The organism is Billgrantia sulfidoxydans, from assembly GCF_017868775.1.
In the GTDB taxonomy this organism is placed as follows: domain Bacteria; phylum Pseudomonadota; class Gammaproteobacteria; order Pseudomonadales; family Halomonadaceae; genus Halomonas; species Halomonas sulfidoxydans.
Window position 1 is genome coordinate 4351664 of sequence record NZ_CP053381.1, and the last position, 18771, is coordinate 4370434.

Below are 18771 nucleotides of genomic sequence, written 5' to 3' on the forward strand. Positions count from 1 at the left end.
GCATTGCGCCTCCCCGGGCAGCATCAGGCGGCCTCCTGCGACACCTCGTCGCCATGGCCCTCCTCGAAGTGGAATTCCAGCTGGGTCGGTTCCAGGCGCGGATCGAGCTCGGTGAAGTGCGGCGTCTCCAGCGTCGGCACCGCGACGAAGGGCTCCTGCTCGACCTCCTCCACCGGCACGCCGGGGCGGCGGCGCAGGCGCAGCGCCACGAATAGCGCCAGCACGAGCGAGATACCACCGAGGAAGGCCCACAGCCCGTCGGGGCCGATCGCCTGCATCACCAGCGACGCCGAGAACGGGCCGATGATCGAACCGATGCCGTACCAGATCATCAGCTTGGCGTTGGCGGCGACGATCTCGCCGGGCTCGAGCCAGTCGTTGGTGTGGGCCAGGCTCAGGGCGTAGAGGGTATGCAGCATGGCGGTATGGAAGCAGGCCACCAGCACCAGTAGCCAGAAGTCGATACGCACCAGCATCGACACCAGCGCGCCCGAGATCGTCATCACCACGGCCATGCCGAGGATCACCTTGCGCCGGTCGATACGATCGGAAAGCCGCCCGAGCCCCCACTGGGCGAACAGCGCCACCATGGTGGTGATCGCCATGAAGCGGGCCGTCTCCCCGGTGGAGAGGCCGATCTCCTGGCCGTAGAAGGGCGTCATGGCGAAGAAGGACTGCACCATCAGCCCAGCGGTGAAGGCACCCACCAGCCCTACCGGAGCACGCTTGAACAGCGCCTTGAGGCGGATCTTCCGGGGCTGGATGTCGTGGGTCTGGCGCGGGCCGTGGATGCGCACGATCGACAGCGGCACCAGCGCCAGGGCGAACAGCATGCCAACGATGGAGAACAGCGCCGGCCCGGCCGGGTCGGCCAGGTTGAGCATCCACTGCCCGCCGGCCAGCGACAGGGTCGAGAGAATCATGTAGAGCGCCAGCACCCGGCCACGGTTGTCGTTGGTCGACTCCCCCGAGACCCACGACTCCATCACCATCAGCATGCCCGCCGTGGCCACCCCGCCGAGCAGGCGCCAGGCCAGCCAGGCCCAGGGGTTGACCCACAGGCCGTGGAGCATGGCGGTGACCGCCAGGATCCCCGCGCAGGCGGCGAACACGCGGATATGGCCGACACTGCGGATACGCTTCTCCAGCGCATAACTGCCCAGCACGAAGCCGAGCGAGAAGCTCGACATCAGCAGGCCCGCCATGTGCGAGGGGAAACCCTCGATGGACATGCGTACCCCGAGCAGGGTCATGATCAGGCCATGCCCGAGCAGGAAACTGATTTCGCAGACGAACAGGATCGGAAGGGTCGCCGGTAGACTGCGCAAGGTGCCACTCCATTGACGATGCCGGACACGGCATGACACCGCGTCCGGCAGGGTTCATGCGCGCTTCAGTGTAGAGCGTTCCTGCGGACGGTCGCCAGCCGCAAGCCGGCTTGGGTGCCATGCAGCAGCGTCAGAAGGCAACCTCATAGTTGAGCAGCAGGGTGGTATCGGAGCGGGCATCTCGATCATGCCCGGGCTCCACGGTGTGATTGAGGTTGAACCCGACGGCCCCGCGCCGCTGGGTCTGATAGCGGTAGCCCAGCTCGAACTCCTGCTGGCGACCGCTCGGGGACAGCGAGACGCTACGCTCCTCGGTGATCACCTCCCCGGCCAGGGTCCGGCCCACGGGAACGGAAAGCGTGGCCTCGGCGGCGCCGATACGCATCGGCTGGCGGTAGGCGAACGCCGTAGTGTGCCGTTCACCCCGACGCTGCAGGCCTATGGCCATCTCCTCGACCCGCGCGATGTCGATGTGCTGTATGAAGCCATGACCTTCGGCCTCCCCACGGCCCCGGTCGTAGTGGGCGAAGGCCTGCCAGTGCCGGCCCAGCCGGGCGTCAAGCCCCAGGCTGGCGAAACCGGTGCGATTGCGCTCGCCCAGTGTCAGCATGCCACTACCCTGCCCGCCCAGCAGGCCGTGGCGCTCATCGAGCACGCCAACGGTCGTGCTGACACCCAACTGCGGCGAAAGCTCGAAACGCATTCCCACATCGCTGCGGCTGGCCTGGTACTCCTCGTCCAACGCGGCCCCCCACTCGGCGCCGTCCCCCATCCAGTGACGCGCCTGGAGAGTGGCTCGCTCGGTCAGTGCATAGTCGTTGCGCAACCCATGCACGGTGCCCAGCCCTCGGGTCAAGTCGGAGCCACCCTGGAAGGCGAGCAGCGGCATGATGCCCGACTCGGCGTAGGCGCTGGCGGGGTCCGCCTCGTCGCCGGCAAAACGGGTGAGCATCCAGTCGCTGCGCCCGAAGCGACCATCGAGGCGGCTGGCAAGAGTCTCGCCATGGCCATCTCGCTGCGTGGACCAGCTCAGCGCTCCCGCGCTGCCCCGCAGCTCCTGGCGCTGATCGGGCGATGCGCTGGAGAGTCGCGACATACGGCTGCGCTGTCTTGCCTCGTGCGAGTCCCGGCGAAAGCTGTGCCCGGACAGGTCGATGCGATAGTCGCGGCCCAGCTCATCGAAGGCGGCCACGTCGGCTAGCGCCCCCGAACTGGCGAGGCTGTCACCGTAGGCACCGGAGAGCTGAACCAGGCTCTGCTCCAGAGACTGAGTGCCCTCGTCCAGGTGACTTCCCGACGCCAGCGCCAGCGAGCCCGCGGGCGCCAGCGCAGCGTCCAGGTCCGCCTCGCCCTGGCCAAGATAGTAATAGCCGCAGTTGATGTCCCCGCCCTCGCCACAGCTCTCGTCCTGGTAGAGCGATGAGCTGCGGTCAGCCGTATCCAGGAGAAGCTGGGACACCGTGGCGGCATCCAGGTGAGGCCAGAGTGAGATCATCGCCGCAGCGTAGCCGGCCACCTGGGGCGCGGCGATTGAGGTCCCCGCCCACACTCCGTAAGCGTCGTCCTCGGAGGCATCGGCGGCGGTCTGGCGCCACGGCGCGGTGAGAAAGCGCGCCTGCCAGTCGCTGTCCTCTCCCGGGTGGTTGCTGTTCGTGGCCAACCGGATATCGCCCTCGTCACGCACCGAGCCGCCAACGATGAGCATGCGCGAATAGATGTCGTCGTATTGGTGAATGGGCCGGTCGGCCTGCAGCGCCTTGCCGTCGTTGCCCGCCGCGACCACGTAGACACTGCCCAGTCCGTCGTTGCTGTTCACGATCCTGCCCAATGACTCGAGCGAGTTGACACCCAGGTAAGAGGCGCTCGGAGAAGGCGCATTGGCACGACCGCTCCAGCTATGGTTGATCACCCTGGCGCCTTCGTCGGCCAGATACCCGACGCTGTGGTCGAGTACATTGGTCGCGGCGCGGCCTGGGTCGCTATCGGACGAAACCTTGGCCAGGTAGAGCGCCGGGCTGGCATCCCCCTGCTCTATCAGCGACGCCACGGCGGTGCCATGCCCCTCGTCACCACTGACATCGCCACTTCCATCCACGAGATTGACGGTGGTGCGGAGCAAGGGTGCCAGTGACTCGTGGGTGATTCGAAAACCCGTGTCGGCTACCCCCACCACCACTCCCGCTTTGTCGAAGGAGCGGAGAGTGGGGTTCGGTGCAGACTCATGTATGCCGTCTTGGTTGGTGGGCTTGGTGCCGCCGCCACCGCCGCCGCCGCAGGCAGACAGACCGACGACCAGGGGCAGGAGCCAGGGTGTTGTGATTCGGGAAGTAGGCATGAGTTGCGAGAACAAGCGAAGCGCCCTCTCCTCCTTGCGGAATGCAGCGTGGGTATGGATGCCAGGAAACTGGTCGAGATGCAGGATAAGGCGTCTCCTGTCCGCCCAAGTCGCGATAAACGAAGTTTTAACGTCGCTATTCCTTCACTCGCCGGCGTTCTCTGCCTCGATTCGTTTTCGTCTACGCCGCGAGGGGTCTACGCTGAGATAACCACGCCTGACCCGACCGCGATTAGGAGGTTTTAGATGGCAAGGATGCGCAACCCGGCATGCCGGCGCCTGGGCTGGCTCGTCGCCCTGCCGGCCGCCGTCTGGCTGACCGCCGCCGGCGCGGAGGAGCGTACGGCATCGCCCGGCGGGGGCGCGGCGGGCCTTGACCCCGCCGAGACCATCGAGCCGCCCGACGTCGACACCGGCCAGCACGGCACCAGCAGCGGCATCACCCACTCGGACATGGGCCAGCAGGAAGAGGGCTCCGGCAGCGGCCAGACCCAGGGTGACGATATGCACCAGACCCCTGCGGCGGGCTCCGACGCCGGCCCCGACTACGAAGTCCAGACCCCCGAACGCGAGGCAGAACCCGAGCAGCAGACGCTGCCTGACGACCCGCTGGGTGCCGAGGACGAAGGCCGGCGGGAAGACGGCGAGCCGCAGAGCAGCAACGAACAATAAGGCGGCACTGAACAATGGACGACGTCGCTACGCATCGTAACAAGTCGTTCGGCAGCGCCTGCCGAGAACCGCTACGCTTTGCGTAGAACATGCACACGCCGCCTTGGGCGGAAGGCCCGCAGCGTGCCGAGAACGACAAAGCGGTGACAAGACCGACCGCGATAGCGACCAGGCAGAACAAGAGGGTATAGAAACCAGGCAGGAGGCCTCCATGACCCTTCGGGTGACACGCAGACAATTCTTCAAGCTAGGTGCGGCGGGAATGGCCACGTCCAGCATGGCCATGATGGGCTTCGCCCCGGAACCCGCCGTTGCTTCGATCCGCCATTTCAAGCTGACCGGTGCCAAGGTCACGCGCAGCAACTGCACCTACTGTTCGGTGGGCTGCGGCGTGCTGCTCTACAGCCGCGGCGATGCGGCGATCAACGTCGTCGACGACATCTACCACGTCGAGGGCGATCCGGACCATCCGGTGAGTCGCGGCTCGCTGTGCCCCAAGGGCGCCGGGCTGCTCGACTACATCAAGAGCGACTCCCGGCTGCGCTACCCCCAGGTACGCGAGGCCGGCAGCGACGAGTGGAAGCGGATCTCCTGGGACGAGGCCCTGGAGCGCATCGCACGCCACATGAAGGATGACCGCGACGCCAATTTCGAGACCGACGACGAGGACGGCAACACCGTCAATCGCTGGACCACCACCGGCATGCTGGCGGCCTCGGCCTCGACCAACGAGACCGCCTACCTGACGCACAAGGTGGTTCGCAGCCTCGGCATGGTGGCGTTCGACAACCAGGCGCGTGTCTGACACGGACCGACGGTGGCAGGTCTTGCCCCAACATTCGGTCGCGGTGCCATGACCAACCACTGGGTCGACATTCGCAATGCCGACCTGATCATCGTGATGGGCGGCAACCCTGCCGAAGCGCATCCGGTGGGCTTCCGCTGGGTGATGGAAGCGCGTGAGCACAACGACGCACGGCTGGTGGTGGTGGACCCCCGCTTCAACCGCACGGCGGCGGTAGCGGACGATTACGCCGAGATCCGCACCGGCACCGACATCGCCTTCCTCGGCGGGTTGATCCACTACCTGATCGAGAGCGGCCGGTTCCACCGCGACTACGTGCGCGCCTATACCGACGCCAGCCTGATCGTCAGCCCCGAGTTCGGCTTCGAGGACGGCCTGTTCACCGGCTACGACGCCGATAGCGGCGAATACGACAAATCGAGCTGGCAGTACGAGTACGACGACGATGGCCACGCCCGGCGCGACGAGTCGCTCGAGCATCCACGCTGCGTGTTCCAGCTGATGCGCCGACACTACGGCCGCTACACCCTCGACGTGGTGAACTCGGTGTGCGGCACGCCGCGCGAGAAGATTCAGCGGGTCTGGGACGCGATGGCCGAGACGGCCGCGCCCGACAAGACCATGACCTTCCTCTATGCGCTGGGCTGGACACAGCACTCGATCGGCTCGCAGATCATCCGCACCGCGGCCATCGTCCAGCTGCTGCTGGGCAACATGGGCATGCGCGGCGGCGGGGTCAACGCCCTGCGCGGCCACTCCAACATCCAGGGCCTGACCGACCTCGGCCTGCTCTCCAACCTGCTGCCCGGCTACCTGAGGCTGCCGAGCGCCGACGAGCAGGAGTACGACGAGTACATCCTGGAGCGGGCGCGGCCGCCCCTGGTGGAAGACGAGGTCTCCTACTGGCGCCACTACGAGCGCTTCCACGTCAGCCTGATGAAGGCGTGGTTCGGCGCGGCGGCCCGCGAAGAGAACGACTGGCGCTACGACTGGCTGCCGAAGCTGGGCGTGGATCTCTACGATATCCTGCACACCTTCGAGCGCATGCACCAGGGCGAGGTCAACGGCTATATCTGCCAGGGTTTCAATCCGCTGGCGGCGTTCCCGCACAAGGCCAAGATCACCGAGTCGCTGTCGCGGCTGAAATATCTCGTGGTGATCGACCCCTTGCGCACCGAGACGGCGGAGTTCTGGAAGAACCACGGCGAGTTCCACGACGTCGACCCGGCGGCGATCGACACCGAGGTGTTCCGTCTACCCACCACCTGCTTCGCCGAGGAGGACGGCACCATCGTCAACAGCTCGCGCTGGCTGCAGTGGTTCTGGGCCGCGGCACCGCCGCCGGGCGAGGCGCGCGCCGACACGGCGATCATGGCCGGTATCTTCCTGCGCCTGCAGCGGCTCTACCGGGAGGAGGGCGGCGCCTTCGCCGAGCCGCTGCTCAACCTGCACTGGCCCTACCGCCGCCCCGAGGAGCCGAGCCCCGAGGAGCTGGCCCGCGAGTACAACGGCTGGGCGCTGGAGGACGTCGTCGACGAGGAGCGCAACCTGGTGATCCGCGCCGGCGAGCAGCTCGAGGATTTCGGCATGCTGCGCGCCGACGGCTCCACCGCCTGCGGCTGCTGGCTGTTCGCCGGCTGCTGGACCGAGGGCGGCAACCAGATGGTGCGCCGCGACAACTCCGACCCCTACGGCACCGGCCAGACGCTGGGCTGGGCCTGGTCGTGGCCGGCCAACCGCCGCATCCTCTACAACCGCGCCAGTGCCCGCCCCGACGGCACGCCCTGGGCGCCGCGCAAGGCCGTGGTGTGGTGGAACGGCCAGCGCTGGGTCGGCAACGACGTGCCCGACTTCCCGCCCACCTCCGCCCCCGGCGACGGCCAGGCACCCTTCATCATGAACCAGACCGGCCGCGGCCAGATCTTCGCCCGCGATCGCATGAACGAAGGGCCGTTTCCCGAGCACTACGAGCCCTTCGAGACGCCGATCGCCAACAACCCGCTGCACCCGGACAACCCCCTGGCCAAGCACAACCCGGGAGCCCGGGTATTCGAGCGGGATCGCGAGAACTTCGGTACCTTCGAGGAGTTCCCCCACGCCGCGACCAGCTATCGCCTGACCGAACATTTTCACTACTGGACGATGCACAACCGGCTCAATGCCATCGCCCAACCGGAGAAGTTCGTCGAGATCGGCGCGAGCCTGGCCGAGGAGCTGGGCATCGCCAAGGGCGACCGCGTGCGGGTCAGCTCCAAGCGCGGCCACATCGAGGCCGTGGCGGTGGTGACCAAGCGCATCCGGCCGCTGCAGGTCGCCGGCCGGACCGTGCATCAGGTCGGCATCCCGCTGCACTGGGGCTTTCTCGGCGAGACCAGGAAGTCCTACCTGACCAACACCCTGACGCCATCCGTCGGCGACGCCAACACCCAGACGCCGGAATACAAGTCGTTCCTGGTGCGGGTCGAGAAGCTATAGGGCCAGGGAAAGGACCAAGGAGGCGAGCATGCGAGGAGACCAGATCAACCTGCAGAACGTCATCGCCCGCTCGGCGACCCAGGTGCCCTCCCCTCAGGAGCGCAGCGACGGCGTCGAACGCGTGACCAAGCTGATCGACGTGTCACGCTGCATCGGCTGCAAGGCGTGCCAGGTCGCCTGCGCCGAGTGGAACGACCTGCGCGACGAGGTGGGCCACAACGTGGGGGAGTACGACAACCCGCTCGACCTCACCCCCGACACCTGGCAGGTGATGCGCTTCGACGAGTACGAGGACGAGCAGGGCAACCTCGAGTGGCTGATCCGCAAGGACAACTGCATGCACTGCGCCGAGCCGGGCTGCCTCGAGGCGTGCCCGGCGCCCGGCGCCATCGTGCAATATGCCAACGGCATCGTCGACTTCAACTCGGAGCACTGCATCGGCTGCGGCTACTGCGTGTCGGGGTGCCCCTTCGACGTGCCGCGTATCTCGAAGAAGGACCACAAGGCCTACAAGTGCACGCTCTGCTCCGACCGGGTGTTCCACGGCCTGGAGCCGGCCTGCGTGAAGTCCTGCCCCACCGGCTCGATCATGTTCGGCACCCGCGAGGAGATGCTCGGCCTGGCCGAGACCCGCACGGACTTCCTCAAGGGCCGCGGCTACGACAACGCCGGGGTCTACAACCCCGAGGGGGTCGACGGCACCCACGTGATCTACGTGCTGCAGCACGCCGACCGGCCGGGACTCTACAGCCACTTGCCCGAAGACCCGCGCATCAGCCCGCTGGTCGACGCCTGGAAGGGCGTGACCAAGCCGCTGGCATCAATGGCGATCGGCATCGCCGCCCTGACCGGCTTCTTCCACTACGTTACCGCCGGCCCCAAGGTGCACGGCGAGGAGGACGAGGCGGCGGTGCGCGAGGACGAGGCCCGCGAACGTGAACGGGAGGAGCGCCCATGAGCCTGGCCAAATCAGACCCCCCACTGCAGCGCTACAGCGTCTGGAACCGGCTCAACCACTGGCTCGTCGCGATCAGCTTCGTGCTGCTGGTGTTGAGCGGGCTGCCGTTCTTCCACCCCTTCTTCTGGTCGCTGACGGCGCTGTTCGGCGGGCCGACCATGACCCGCATCCTGCATCCCTACATCGGGCTGTTCATGACGCTGATGTTCCTGTTCATGGCGGTCGCCTTCTTCAAGGAGAGCCTGATCAAGCGCCGCGACCTCCAGTGGCTCAGGCAGATCCGCGACGTACTGGCCAACCGCGACGAGAGGCTGCCGCCGGTGGGCAAGAACAACGCCGGCCAGAAGCTGGTCTACTGGATCATGCTCGGCTGTATCGTCCTGCTGCTGGTCACCGGCCTGCTGATCTGGCAGCCCTACTTCGCCGGGGCCGTACCCATCACCCTGCGTCGGCTGGCGTCGCTGGGGCATGCCGCGGTCGCCTTCGTCGCCATCCTCACCCTGATCATCCATGTCTACTCGGGTATCTGGGTCAAGGGCTCGTTCCAGGCCATGGTGCGCGGCCGGGTGAGCTGGGCCTGGGCGCGCCACCACCACGGCCTGTGGTACGAGGAGGAGCGCGAGAAGGCGCGCAAGCGGCGCGCGATCGACCGCCGCCACGCCACCCCCACGAACCGACAGGAGTCGCCGTGACCCACGCCTTCGGCAATGCCCCCACCGGGATGATGCAGCCCCCCGAGGTGCGCCTGCCCGACCACGATCACTTCGCCCGCCGCGCCCGACGCCTGCGAGAGCTCGCCGACCGCGTCGCCCCGCTCGGCGACTTCCTGCGCTTCATGGCGCAGCTGGCCCAGGCCCAGCAGGTAGCCCTCGAGCGCGCCGCGCCGGCCTGGCAGCCCGAGCCCCAGGCCTTCGCGCTGGCGCTCGCACACGGCATGCCGCCGCTCAACGTGCAGGCGCTGCGCGAAACCATCGACCTCGCGGCCGAGCTCGACGCCCTGCTGGGTGCCCTCGAGCTGCATGTCGGCGAAGCCCAGCGCCCGCTGCTCGACGCCCTGCGCCGGCGGCCGCCGGAGGAGATCGAGCGGCTGGCGGACGACGTGCTCGCCGGCGCGGCCGGCGACGAGCGGACCCGCGGGCTGATGCCGCTGGTGGCCGCCGCGCTGCAGGTCGTCTGGCTGCGTCTGGCGCGCACGCTGCCCGAGGCACCGGCCCGCCCGGCCGGCGAGGCGCGCACCCTGTGCCCCAGCTGCGGCTCGCCGCCGCTGGCCAGCGTGATCGAAGCCGACCCGCGCTACAACGGCGTGCGCTACCTGCAGTGCGGGCTGTGCGCCACCCAGTGGTACCTGGAACGCTCGATCTGCAGCGTCTGCGAACAGAGCGGCAGGCTCGACTACTTCAGCCTGACGCAGGAGAGCGACGAGGCCGCGCCCCTGCCGGCCCAGGCCGAGGCCTGCGGCGACTGCGACAGCTACCTCAAGGTCTTCGTGCGGGAACTCGACGCCGGGGCCGAACCGCTGGCCGACGATCTCGCCAGCCTCGCCCTCGACCTGCTGCTCGGCGAAGAGGGACGCTACCGACGCAGCGGGGCCAACCCGCTGCTCATCGTCGAATAGCCGCGCCTGCATGGACGCCTCCCGGCCCGACATGCTATGCCATAAGGATGACCCACCCCGTCTGGACAAGGACCAGCGACCCGGCATGGACATGACGACAATGGACGTTCGACGCCGCCTGCCCGCGGTGGATGCACTGCTGGGCCATCCCGAGGTGCAACTGGCCCGCCGGCGTCACGGCCGCCGCCTCATCCGGCGCGCCGTTCGCCAGGTGCTGGCCGAGGCCCGGCGCGGCCTGGCGCAACCCGCCGCTGCGGCACCCGATGTGGATGACCTGGCCCGGCGGGTGCTGGAACGCCTGGACGAGCTCGCCCGGCCGGCCAGCCGCGCGGTTTTCAACCTCACCGGCACGGTGATCCACACCAACCTGGGCCGTTCGCCGCTCGCCGAGGCGGCCGTCGTGGCAATGACGGAGGCGGCGCGCCACCCGGTGGCGCTGGAGTACGACCTCGATGGCGGCGGCCGCGGCGATCGCGACCGGCTGGTCGAGGGGCTGCTGTGCGAGCTGACCGGTGCCGAGGCGGCCACCGTGGTCAACAACAATGCCGGTGCCGTGCTGCTGGCCCTGGGCGCGCTGGGCGCCGGCCGCGAGGCGCTGATCTCACGCGGCGAGCTGGTCGAGATCGGCGGCGCCTTCCGCATGCCCGACATCATGGCCGCGGCGGGCTGCCGCCTGCGCGAGGTGGGCGCCACCAACCGTACCCATGCGCGCGACTTCGAAGCCGCCATCGGCGAGCACACCGGGCTGATCGTCAAGGCGCACACCTCCAACTACGCCATCACCGGCTTCACCGCGCGTGTGCCCGAGACCCGCCTGGCGGAGATCGCCCATGCCCACGGCATTCCCTTCCTGATCGACCTGGGCAGCGGCGCGCTGACCGACTTCGCCGCGCTCGACCTGCCCTACGAACCGCAGCCGGGCGACGCCATCGGCGCCGGCGCCGATGTGGTCACCTTCAGCGGCGACAAGCTGCTCGGCGGCCCCCAGGCCGGCATCCTCGTCGGCCGCCGTGACCTCATCGAGAGGATCAGGCGCCACCCGCTCAAGCGTGCCCTGCGCCTGGACAAGCTGACCCTGGCCGCGCTCGAGGCCACCCTGCGCCTCTACCGCGACAGCGACGTCCCCCAGCACGACATTCCCACCCTGGCCCTGCTGACCCGCCCCGAAGCCGACATCGCCGCCACCGGCGAACGGCTGCTGCCCCGGGTCGACGGGCTGCTGGCCGGCTTCGAGGTGACACTCGCGTCCTGCGCCAGCCAGCTCGGCAGCGGTTCGCTGCCGGTGGACCGGCTGCCCAGCCGGGCGCTGGTATGGCGTTCCCTCACCGAGCCACGCCGCCAGCGCGAGCGCGAGATCCGCCGCCTCGAGGCCGCCCTGCGGTGCCTGCCGCGTCCGGTGATCGGGCGGCTCACTGACGGTGCGCTGCTGCTCGACCTGCGCTGCCTGGAAGGGGCGTCGGAGGAAGCCGCCTTCATCGACCAGCTCGCGCAGCTGCCCGGCCTCTACGCGGCCAGCGCTCGGCAGGACGGCGGGGGCCCGCCGTGATCATCGGCACTGCCGGCCACGTCGACCACGGCAAGACCGCCCTGATCCGTTGCCTGACCGGCATCGATACCGACCGGCTCAAGGAGGAAAAGGCGCGCGGGCTGACCATCGAGCCCGGCTTCGCCTACCCCGCGGTGGCCGACGGCATCGAGCTCGGCTTCGTCGATGTGCCCGGCCATGTGCGCTTCCTGCATCACATGGTAGCGGGCAGCGCCGGCGTCGACACGGTACTGCTGGTGGTGGCCGCCGATGACGGCGTGATGCCGCAGACCCTCGAGCACCTGCAGATCCTCACCCTGCTGGGGCTCGGTCACGGACTGGTGGCACTGACCAAGGTCGACCGGGTCGACACCGCGCGACGCCGCCAGGTGCACGAGCAGATCGCCGCCCTGCTGGCCGGCACACCGCTGGCCGGAGCGCCCATCGTCGAGGTCTCCAGCCACAGCGGCGAGGGCGTGGAGGCGCTGCGCGAGCGGCTGTGGACGCTGGCCGCCAGGCAGCCCGAGGCCCCTGCCCGTGGCCACTTCCGCCTCGCCGTCGACCGGGTCTTCACCAAGGCCGGTGCCGGCCTGGTGGTGACCGGCACCGCGTTCGCCGGCCAGGTGACCCAGGGCGACGCAGTGCGCCTGGTGCCGAACGGGCTGACGGCACGGGTGCGCGGGCTGCGCCGCCAGCATCGCGAGGGCGAGTGGGCGCAGCAGGGCGATCGCGTGGCGCTCAACCTCGCCGGCCCCCACATCGATCGCGACGCGATTCGGCGCGGCGACTGGGTCGTGGCCGAGGCGCTGGAAACGCCGCCGCTGCGACGCCTCGACGTCCAGCTGCAGCTGCTCGACGACGCACCGCCGCTCAAGCACTGGGCGCCGGTGCATGCGCACCTGGGCGTGGGCCGAATCAGCGGTCGCGTGGCGCTGCTCGAGGGCCAGCGGCTCGCCCCCGGCGAGCATATGCTGGGTCAGCTGGTATTGGATGAACCGGTACACGCCTGCCTGGGCGATCGCTTCGTGATTCGCGACCCGGCGGCAAGAATCACCTTGGGCGGCGGCACGGTGCTCGATGGCGACCCGCCCCGGCGCGGCCAGCGCCGCCCCGAACGGCTGGCCTGGCTCGCCGCGCTGGCCGAGTGCGCCGCCACCGCCCCACTCGACCTGACCCCGGCGCTGCGGGAGGGGCTGAGCCGCCGCCCAGGCGGCATCGATCTGCACGCCCTGGCGCACAACGCCAACGTCGAGGTGTCGGCACTGGCCGAGGCCGTATCGGCGCTGGGAGGGGAAACGCTGACGTCGGCGCAGACCACCCGCAGCTTTTCCGCCGAGGCCATCAAGGCGCTTCAGGCCCGACTGCTCGACACCGTCGCCGCCAATCACGAGCGCGAGCCCTCGATGCTCGGCACCGAGCGCGCCCGCCTGACCCGCCAGGCCATGCCCGAGCTGCCCGAAGCCACGGGCCGGCAGCTGCTGGAGCGCCTGATCGCGGGCGGCAAGCTGGAGGCCCACGGCCCCTTCGTCGCCCTGCCCGGGCATCGCGCCGTCTTGAGCGAGGCCGACGAGGCGCTATGGCGACGGCTCGAGCCGCTCATCGCCTCAGCGCGCTTCCAGCCGCCGCGGGTACGCGACCTGGTCGCCATCGGGGAATTCGAAAAAGAGCGACTCGACGAGGCGCGCGTCCGCGAAGTGCTCACCGCCTGCGCTCGCCTCGGCCGGCTCTACCAGGTGCGTCGCGACCACTTCTACCCGGCCGGAACAGTGGCCGAGATGGCCGCCATCGCGCAGTCGCTCGAGCGCGAGCACGGCCGGATCCGCGCGGCCGCCTTCCGCGACCGCCTCGGCACCGGCCGCAAGCTGGCCATTCACATCCTCGAATTCTTTGATAAGGTAGGGTTCACGCGCCGCATCGGCGACGAGCGCGTGCTACGCCACACCGAGATGTGGCCGTAGGGCAACGGCCCTGTCACGAGAAGCCGCTCAAGGAAGAGGATCGACCCCCGGTGGGGCGGCCAGACTTCAAATCTGGCAGGGGCTGCCAGCGGTCCCTGGTGGGTTCGACTCCCACGCTCTTCCGCCAATCTGCCCGGCGTCTAGCCCGTGATCACCACCCGCGTACCGATGCGCAGCCACGGATCCAGCGCGCGGATCTCCTCGTTACTGACCGCCACACAGCCCTCGGTCCAGTCGAAGCTGCGGTGCACCTCGGGGTCGCCGCGGCCCAGGCCGTGGATGCCGATCAGCCCGCCCAGCGAGGTGGTATGCGGCGCCAGGCCGTGCTGCGCCCGGTAGTTCTCGATGTACCAGTACTCCTGCAGGGTGATGCGGCCGCTCTGCAGCGCCTCCTCGGCGACCTGGGCGTTGGGATAGTCGAAGCCGAAGAACAGCCCGAAGCGCGAGGCGCGGTTGATACGGTCGACGCGGAATTCGCCCAGCGGCGTCATCGAACTGCCCTTGGCCCGCAGCGGCGCCGCGCCGCCGGCGCCGAAGGCCAGGTGCTCGATGCGCTCGATCACGGTCTCGCCGCGCAGCACCCGCACCTGGCGGTGGCGCAGGTCGATGCTGAGCCATACCTCGTCGGCCGTCAGCCCCTCGGGCATGGCCGTTGCATCCAGCGCTTGCCACAGCATCGGCTGGCCGACCGGCAAGCTACCGGCGGCGGTTGAGGAATCGGGAATGTTGGCCTGTGTCGCCGGCCCGAACGCGAAGCAGCCTGCCGTCAAGGCGGCAGCCTGGAAGAATGCCCTGTTCATGAGCCCCTGCCCCGTGCGTAGTCATCTTATGCGTCGGCTTGTCACCGATCGGTTATTGAGGCCAGCCGTGGCCCGCGCCATCACGATCGTGACGCGATTTCCTTCGACGGATGCTTCGCATGGCAAGGACGCGGGGAGCGCACCGCGGCGCTCCCGGAGTTGGCCTTCGCTTGGGCCCCAGGGCCCGCCCGACGCGGCCACCGGCCGGGCCATGAGACGCATGAGGCAAATATAGCACAGGGCGGTTAAGGCGAAAGAGGGAGAACGCCTGGCACCGTGAAAAGACGTGATCTCACCCGCCGGTCAGGCGCTCGCCTGGCGAGCTTCCGCCTGATCCCGCGCCAGCAGCGCGACCGCCTCCCTGGCGAGCGGCGAGAGCCGGCTGCCATCCTCATGCAGGTAGTCGACGATCTGGCGCTTCATGCTGCGTGCCCAGAACTTCTTCAGGTGAATATGCACGCGCTCGACCGTGGCATCGCCGTAGTGAGCGTTGTTGGCGGCGATCTGGTTCGCCATGTGGATCAGGGAATCGAGCTGGCTGCGGCTCATGGCGACATCAACCTCCGCTGGCTTGAACGGCCGGCATACTTTCGCTTGCCGGCTGATGATAGATGACGTGGCGCCCCGTGCGGGCGAAGCCGACCAGCATCAGGCCCGCCTGGCGGGCCTGCTCGATGGCAAGCGAGGTGGGCGCCGACACCGCGACCAGGCAGCCGATGCCGGCGGCAACGCACTTCTGCACCATCTCGTAGCTGGCGCGGCTGGAGACCAGAGCAAAGCCGCTTCGCATGGCGCAGTCGCGCACCGCCAGCGCCCCGATCAGCTTGTCCAGGGCGTTGTGGCGGCCGACGTCCTCGCGGGCCAGCTGCACCTGCCCGTCGAGGTCGCACCAGGCGGCGCCGTGGGTGGCCCCGGTCTCGCGCTGCAGCGGCTGGTGCCAGCGCAGCGCCTCCAGGGCATGCTGGATGGTGTCGTCGCCAACGGCGGGAGCCGTCACCCGGCCGATCGGGCGAATCGCCTGCTCCAGCGACTCGGTGCCGCACAGCCCGCAGCCGGTACGCCCGGCCAGGCTGCGACGACGCTGCTTCAACTCCATGAAGCGCTGGGTGGCGACCTCCAGGTGCACGCTGACGCCGGCGGCCTCCTCGCGCACCTCGATGGCGTAGAGTTCATCCGGCGTCTGCAGAATGCCCTCGGTGAGGCTGAAGCCGAGGGCGAAGTCCTCGAGGTCGGCCGGCGTGGCCATCATCACGGCATGCGAGATGCCGTTGTAGACCAGTGCCACCGCCGTCTCCACGGCGATACTGTCCTCCAGCCGCTCGGCGCTGCCGGCCCGGCGCACGTCCACCGGGGCCCGGCAGCGGCTGTGGTCGTCACTCATTGGCGCGCTCCGCGGAGGGCCTGCCTGCGCCCGCTTCGTCCTTGTCACCACCGCGCAGCAGCTCGAGCTGCAGCCGGTCGAAGGTCTGGAACTGGCGCTGCCAGGCGGACGGCTGGCTGACCTTCTCGACCTGTACGGCGGTCACCTTGTATTCCGGACAGTTGGTCGCCCAGTCGGAGCTGTCGGTGGTGATCACGTTGGCCCCGCTGCCCGGATGGTGGAAGGTAGTGTAGACCACCCCCGGCGGCATGCGGTCGCTGATCCGTGCGCGCAGCACCGTCTGGCCCGCGCGGCTGGTGATACCGACCCAGTCGCCGTCGCGCACGCCACGCAGCTCGGCATCGGACGGGTGCAGCTCGAGCACGTCCTCGTCGTGCCAGGCCTGGTTGTGGGTCCGCCGGGTCTGGGCGCCGACGTTGTACTGGGAGAGGATGCGCCCGGTGGTCAGCAGCAGCGGGAAGCGCCGGTTGCTGAGCTCGTCGCTCGCCACATAGTCGGTGATGGCGAACTGGCCGAGGCCGATGGGGAAATCCTCGATGTGCATGGTCGGGGTGCCCTTGGGGTGCGCCTCGTTGCACGGCCACTGGATGCTGCCCAGCTCGTCGAGCCGCGCGTAGCTGACCCCGGTGAAGCTCGGCGTGAGGCCGGCGATCTCGTCCATGATCTGCGACGGATGGTCATAGTGCATGGGATAGCCCAGCGCATTGGCCAGGTCCACCGTCACTTCCCAATCCTGCTTGCCGGCCAACGGCGGCATCACCTTGCGCACGCGGTTGATGCGGCGCTCGGCGTTGGTGAAGGTGCCGTCCTTCTCCAGGAACGAGGAGCCCGGCAGCAGCACGTGGGCGAACTTGGCCGTCTCGTTGAGGAAGATATCCTGCACGATCAGGCACTCCAGCGAGCGCAGCGCCTCCTCCACGTGCTGGGTGTTGGGGTCGGATTGGGCGATGTCCTCGCCCTGCACGTAGAGCGCCTTGAAGTCGCCGGCCACGGCGGCATCGAACATGTTGGGGATGCGCAGGCCCGGCTCATCGTCGATGGGCACGCCCCAGGCCGCCTCGAAGCGCTCGCGCACGGCGGGGTCGCCGACGTGCTGGTAGCCCGGCAGCTCGTGGGGGAAGGAACCCATGTCGCAGGAGCCCTGGACATTGTTCTGCCCGCGCAGCGGGTTGACGCCCACCCCTTCGCGGCCGATGTTGCCGGTGGCCATGGCCAGGTTGGCGATGCCCATCACCATGCTCGAGCCCTGGCTGTGTTCGGTGACGCCGAGACCGTAGTAGATCGCGCCGTTGGGCGCCTGGGCATAGGTACGCGCGGCACGGCGTACCTGCTCGGCGGACACGCCGGTGATCGCCTCGACGTTCTCCGGCGCATGGCGCGGATCGAGGATGAACTCACGCCAGGCCTGGTAGCCCGCGGCATCGCAGCGCTTGGCGATGAACTCGCGATCCTCGAGTCCTTCGCTGATCACCACGTGGGCCAGGGCGTTGATCATCGCCACGTTGGTGCCGGGGCGCAGGGCAAGGTGCTGAGCGCCGCGATGGTGCGGGGTCTTGAGCAGGTCGATACGGCGCGGGTCGACGACGATCAGCTCGGCGCCCTGGCGCAGGCGTTTGCGCATCTGCGAGGCGAACACCGGGTGGGCGTCGGTGGGGTTGGCGCCGATGACCACGATCACGTCGGCCTGCATCACCGAATCGAAGGTCTGGGTGCCGGCGGATTCGCCCAGCGTCGTCTTGAGGCCGTAGCCGGTGGGCGAATGACACACCCGCGCACAGGTGTCGGTATTGTTGTTGTGGAAGGCCGCGCGCACCAGCTTCTGCACCAGGTAGGTCTCCTCGTTGGTGCAGCGCGACGAGGTGATGCCGCCGATGCTCTCGCGACCGTACTTGGCCTGGATCGCCTTGAGCCGCTCGGCGGCGAAGGCGATCGCCTCCTCCCAGCCCACCTCGCGCCAGGGCTGGTCGATCGACTCGCGAATCATCGGCGTCTTCAGGCGGTCGGGATGGGTGGCGTAGCCGAAGGCGAAGCGGCCCTTGACGCAGGAGTGGCCGTGGTTGGCGTCGCCGCCCTTGTACGGCACCATGCGCACCACCCGGTCGCCCTGCATCTCGGCCTTGAACGAGCAGCCCACGCCGCAGTAGGCGCAGGTGGTGACCACGCTGTGCTCCGGTTGCCCCTGCTCGATCACCGCCTTCTCCATCAGCGTCGAGGTCGGGCAGGCCTGCACGCAGGCGCCGCAGGAGACGCACTCGGAATCCATGAACGCCTCGCTCTGTCCGGCGGCGACCTTGGACTCGAAGCCGCGCCCCTCGATGGTCAGGGCGAAGGTGCCCTGCACCTCCTCACAGGCGCGCACACAGCGCGAGCAGACGATGCACTTGCTGGGGTCGAAACTGAAATAAGGGTTGGAGTCGTCGGTCTCGGCGTCCAGGTGATTGTCGCCATCGAACCCGTAGCGCACCTCGCGCAGCCCCACCGCACCGGCCATGTCCTGCAGCTCGCAGTCGCCGTTGGCCGGACAGGTCAGGCAGTCCAGCGGGTGGTCGGAGATGTAGAGCTCCATCACGTTGCGCCGCAGCTTGGCCAGCCGCGCATTCTGGGTGGTGACCTTCATGCCGGGCTCGACCGGCGTGGTGCAGGAGGCCGGCAGGCCGCGCTTGCCGTCGATCTGCACCGCGCACAGACGGCAGGAGCCGAACGCCTCGAGATTGTCCGAGGCACACAGCTTGGGAATGTTGATGTCGGCGAGTGCCGCGGCGCGCAGCACCGAGGTGCCCTCGGGCACGGCGATCTCGACGCCATCGATCTCGAGGCTGACCAGCGTCTCGGAGAGTCGCGCCGGGGTACCGTAGTCGCGCTCCGGCGAAAGGTGCTGGGGGGCGAATGCCTGCTTGGGGTCGTAATGGTGCAACATGT

The 18771-nt window shown here is 68.8% G+C and carries 14 protein-coding genes and 1 tRNA gene; 9 read left to right on the top strand and 6 right to left on the bottom strand.

From position 1 onward, the window contains the following. Positions 1 to 23 precede the first annotated feature (23 nt). Complete coding sequence (locus tag HNO51_RS20275; RefSeq protein ID WP_197448929.1) at positions 24 to 1328, bottom strand: MFS transporter; 1305 nt, start codon at positions 1326 to 1328, stop codon at positions 24 to 26. A 130-nt stretch (positions 1329 to 1458) separates the two neighbouring features. Beyond that, positions 1459 to 3663, bottom strand: coding sequence for a S8 family serine peptidase (locus HNO51_RS20280; protein ID WP_242597163.1), 2205 nt, complete (start codon positions 3661 to 3663; stop codon positions 1459 to 1461). A gap of 246 nt (positions 3664 to 3909) precedes the next feature. Between HNO51_RS20280 and HNO51_RS20285 the strand changes: the two genes are divergently transcribed. From HNO51_RS20285 to HNO51_RS20325, 9 genes are all read left to right on the top strand, one after another. Next, positions 3910 to 4335 (top strand): hypothetical protein, encoded by a 426-nt coding sequence (locus HNO51_RS20285; protein WP_209538168.1) that lies wholly within the window; start codon positions 3910 to 3912, stop codon positions 4333 to 4335. A gap of 211 nt (positions 4336 to 4546) precedes the next feature. Beyond that, complete coding sequence (locus HNO51_RS21330) at positions 4547 to 5140, top strand: molybdopterin-dependent oxidoreductase (RefSeq protein WP_209538169.1); 594 nt, start codon at positions 4547 to 4549, stop codon at positions 5138 to 5140. Between the two features lie 12 nt (positions 5141 to 5152). Then, the gene (gene fdnG, locus HNO51_RS20295; RefSeq protein WP_209538170.1) at positions 5153 to 7615 is read left to right on the top strand and encodes a formate dehydrogenase-N subunit alpha; all 2463 of its coding nucleotides are present in this window, start codon (positions 5153 to 5155) and stop codon (positions 7613 to 7615) included. A 28-nt stretch (positions 7616 to 7643) separates the two neighbouring features. After that, entirely contained in the window at positions 7644 to 8573 is a 930-nt protein-coding gene (fdxH, locus tag HNO51_RS20300) for a formate dehydrogenase subunit beta (RefSeq protein WP_197448933.1), read from the top strand. After that, positions 8570 to 9265, top strand: coding sequence for a formate dehydrogenase subunit gamma (locus HNO51_RS20305; protein ID WP_197448934.1), 696 nt, complete (start codon positions 8570 to 8572; stop codon positions 9263 to 9265). The genes fdxH and HNO51_RS20305 overlap by 4 nt, the downstream gene beginning before the upstream one ends. Continuing rightward, a complete protein-coding gene (gene fdhE / locus HNO51_RS20310; RefSeq protein ID WP_209538171.1) occupies positions 9262 to 10188 on the top strand; it encodes a formate dehydrogenase accessory protein FdhE in 927 nt (308 codons plus the stop codon). Before HNO51_RS20305 ends, fdhE begins: the two co-directional genes overlap by 4 nt. Before the next feature lie 100 nt (positions 10189 to 10288). Further along, entirely contained in the window at positions 10289 to 11734 is a 1446-nt protein-coding gene (gene selA, locus HNO51_RS20315) for an L-seryl-tRNA(Sec) selenium transferase (RefSeq protein WP_209538172.1), read from the top strand. After that, positions 11731 to 13671 (top strand): selenocysteine-specific translation elongation factor, encoded by a 1941-nt coding sequence (selB, locus tag HNO51_RS20320; protein ID WP_209538173.1) that lies wholly within the window; start codon positions 11731 to 11733, stop codon positions 13669 to 13671. The genes selA and selB overlap by 4 nt, the downstream gene beginning before the upstream one ends. 31 nt (positions 13672 to 13702) lie before the next feature. Further along, positions 13703 to 13798: transfer RNA gene (locus HNO51_RS20325), tRNA-Sec, on the top strand. Between the two features lie 13 nt (positions 13799 to 13811). Here the strand turns inward: HNO51_RS20325 and HNO51_RS20330 are convergent. The 4 genes from HNO51_RS20330 to fdhF all read right to left on the bottom strand — a co-directional run bounded on the left by HNO51_RS20330 (position 13812) and on the right by fdhF (position 18769). After that, positions 13812 to 14471, bottom strand: a complete 660-nt coding sequence (locus HNO51_RS20330) for a L,D-transpeptidase (RefSeq protein ID WP_197448938.1) — start codon at positions 14469 to 14471, stop codon at positions 13812 to 13814. 303 nt (positions 14472 to 14774) lie between these two features. Beyond that, entirely contained in the window at positions 14775 to 15020 is a 246-nt protein-coding gene (locus HNO51_RS20335; protein WP_197448939.1) for a formate dehydrogenase subunit delta, read from the bottom strand. A gap of 7 nt (positions 15021 to 15027) precedes the next feature. Further along, a complete protein-coding gene (gene fdhD / locus HNO51_RS20340; RefSeq protein WP_197448940.1) occupies positions 15028 to 15852 on the bottom strand; it encodes a formate dehydrogenase accessory sulfurtransferase FdhD in 825 nt (274 codons plus the stop codon). Continuing rightward, positions 15845 to 18769: a formate dehydrogenase subunit alpha gene (gene fdhF / locus HNO51_RS20345; protein WP_209538174.1), complete on the bottom strand. Its 2925-nt coding sequence runs from the start codon at positions 18767 to 18769 to the stop codon at positions 15845 to 15847. The genes fdhD and fdhF overlap by 8 nt, the downstream gene beginning before the upstream one ends. Between the last annotated feature and the right edge of the window lie 2 nt (positions 18770 to 18771).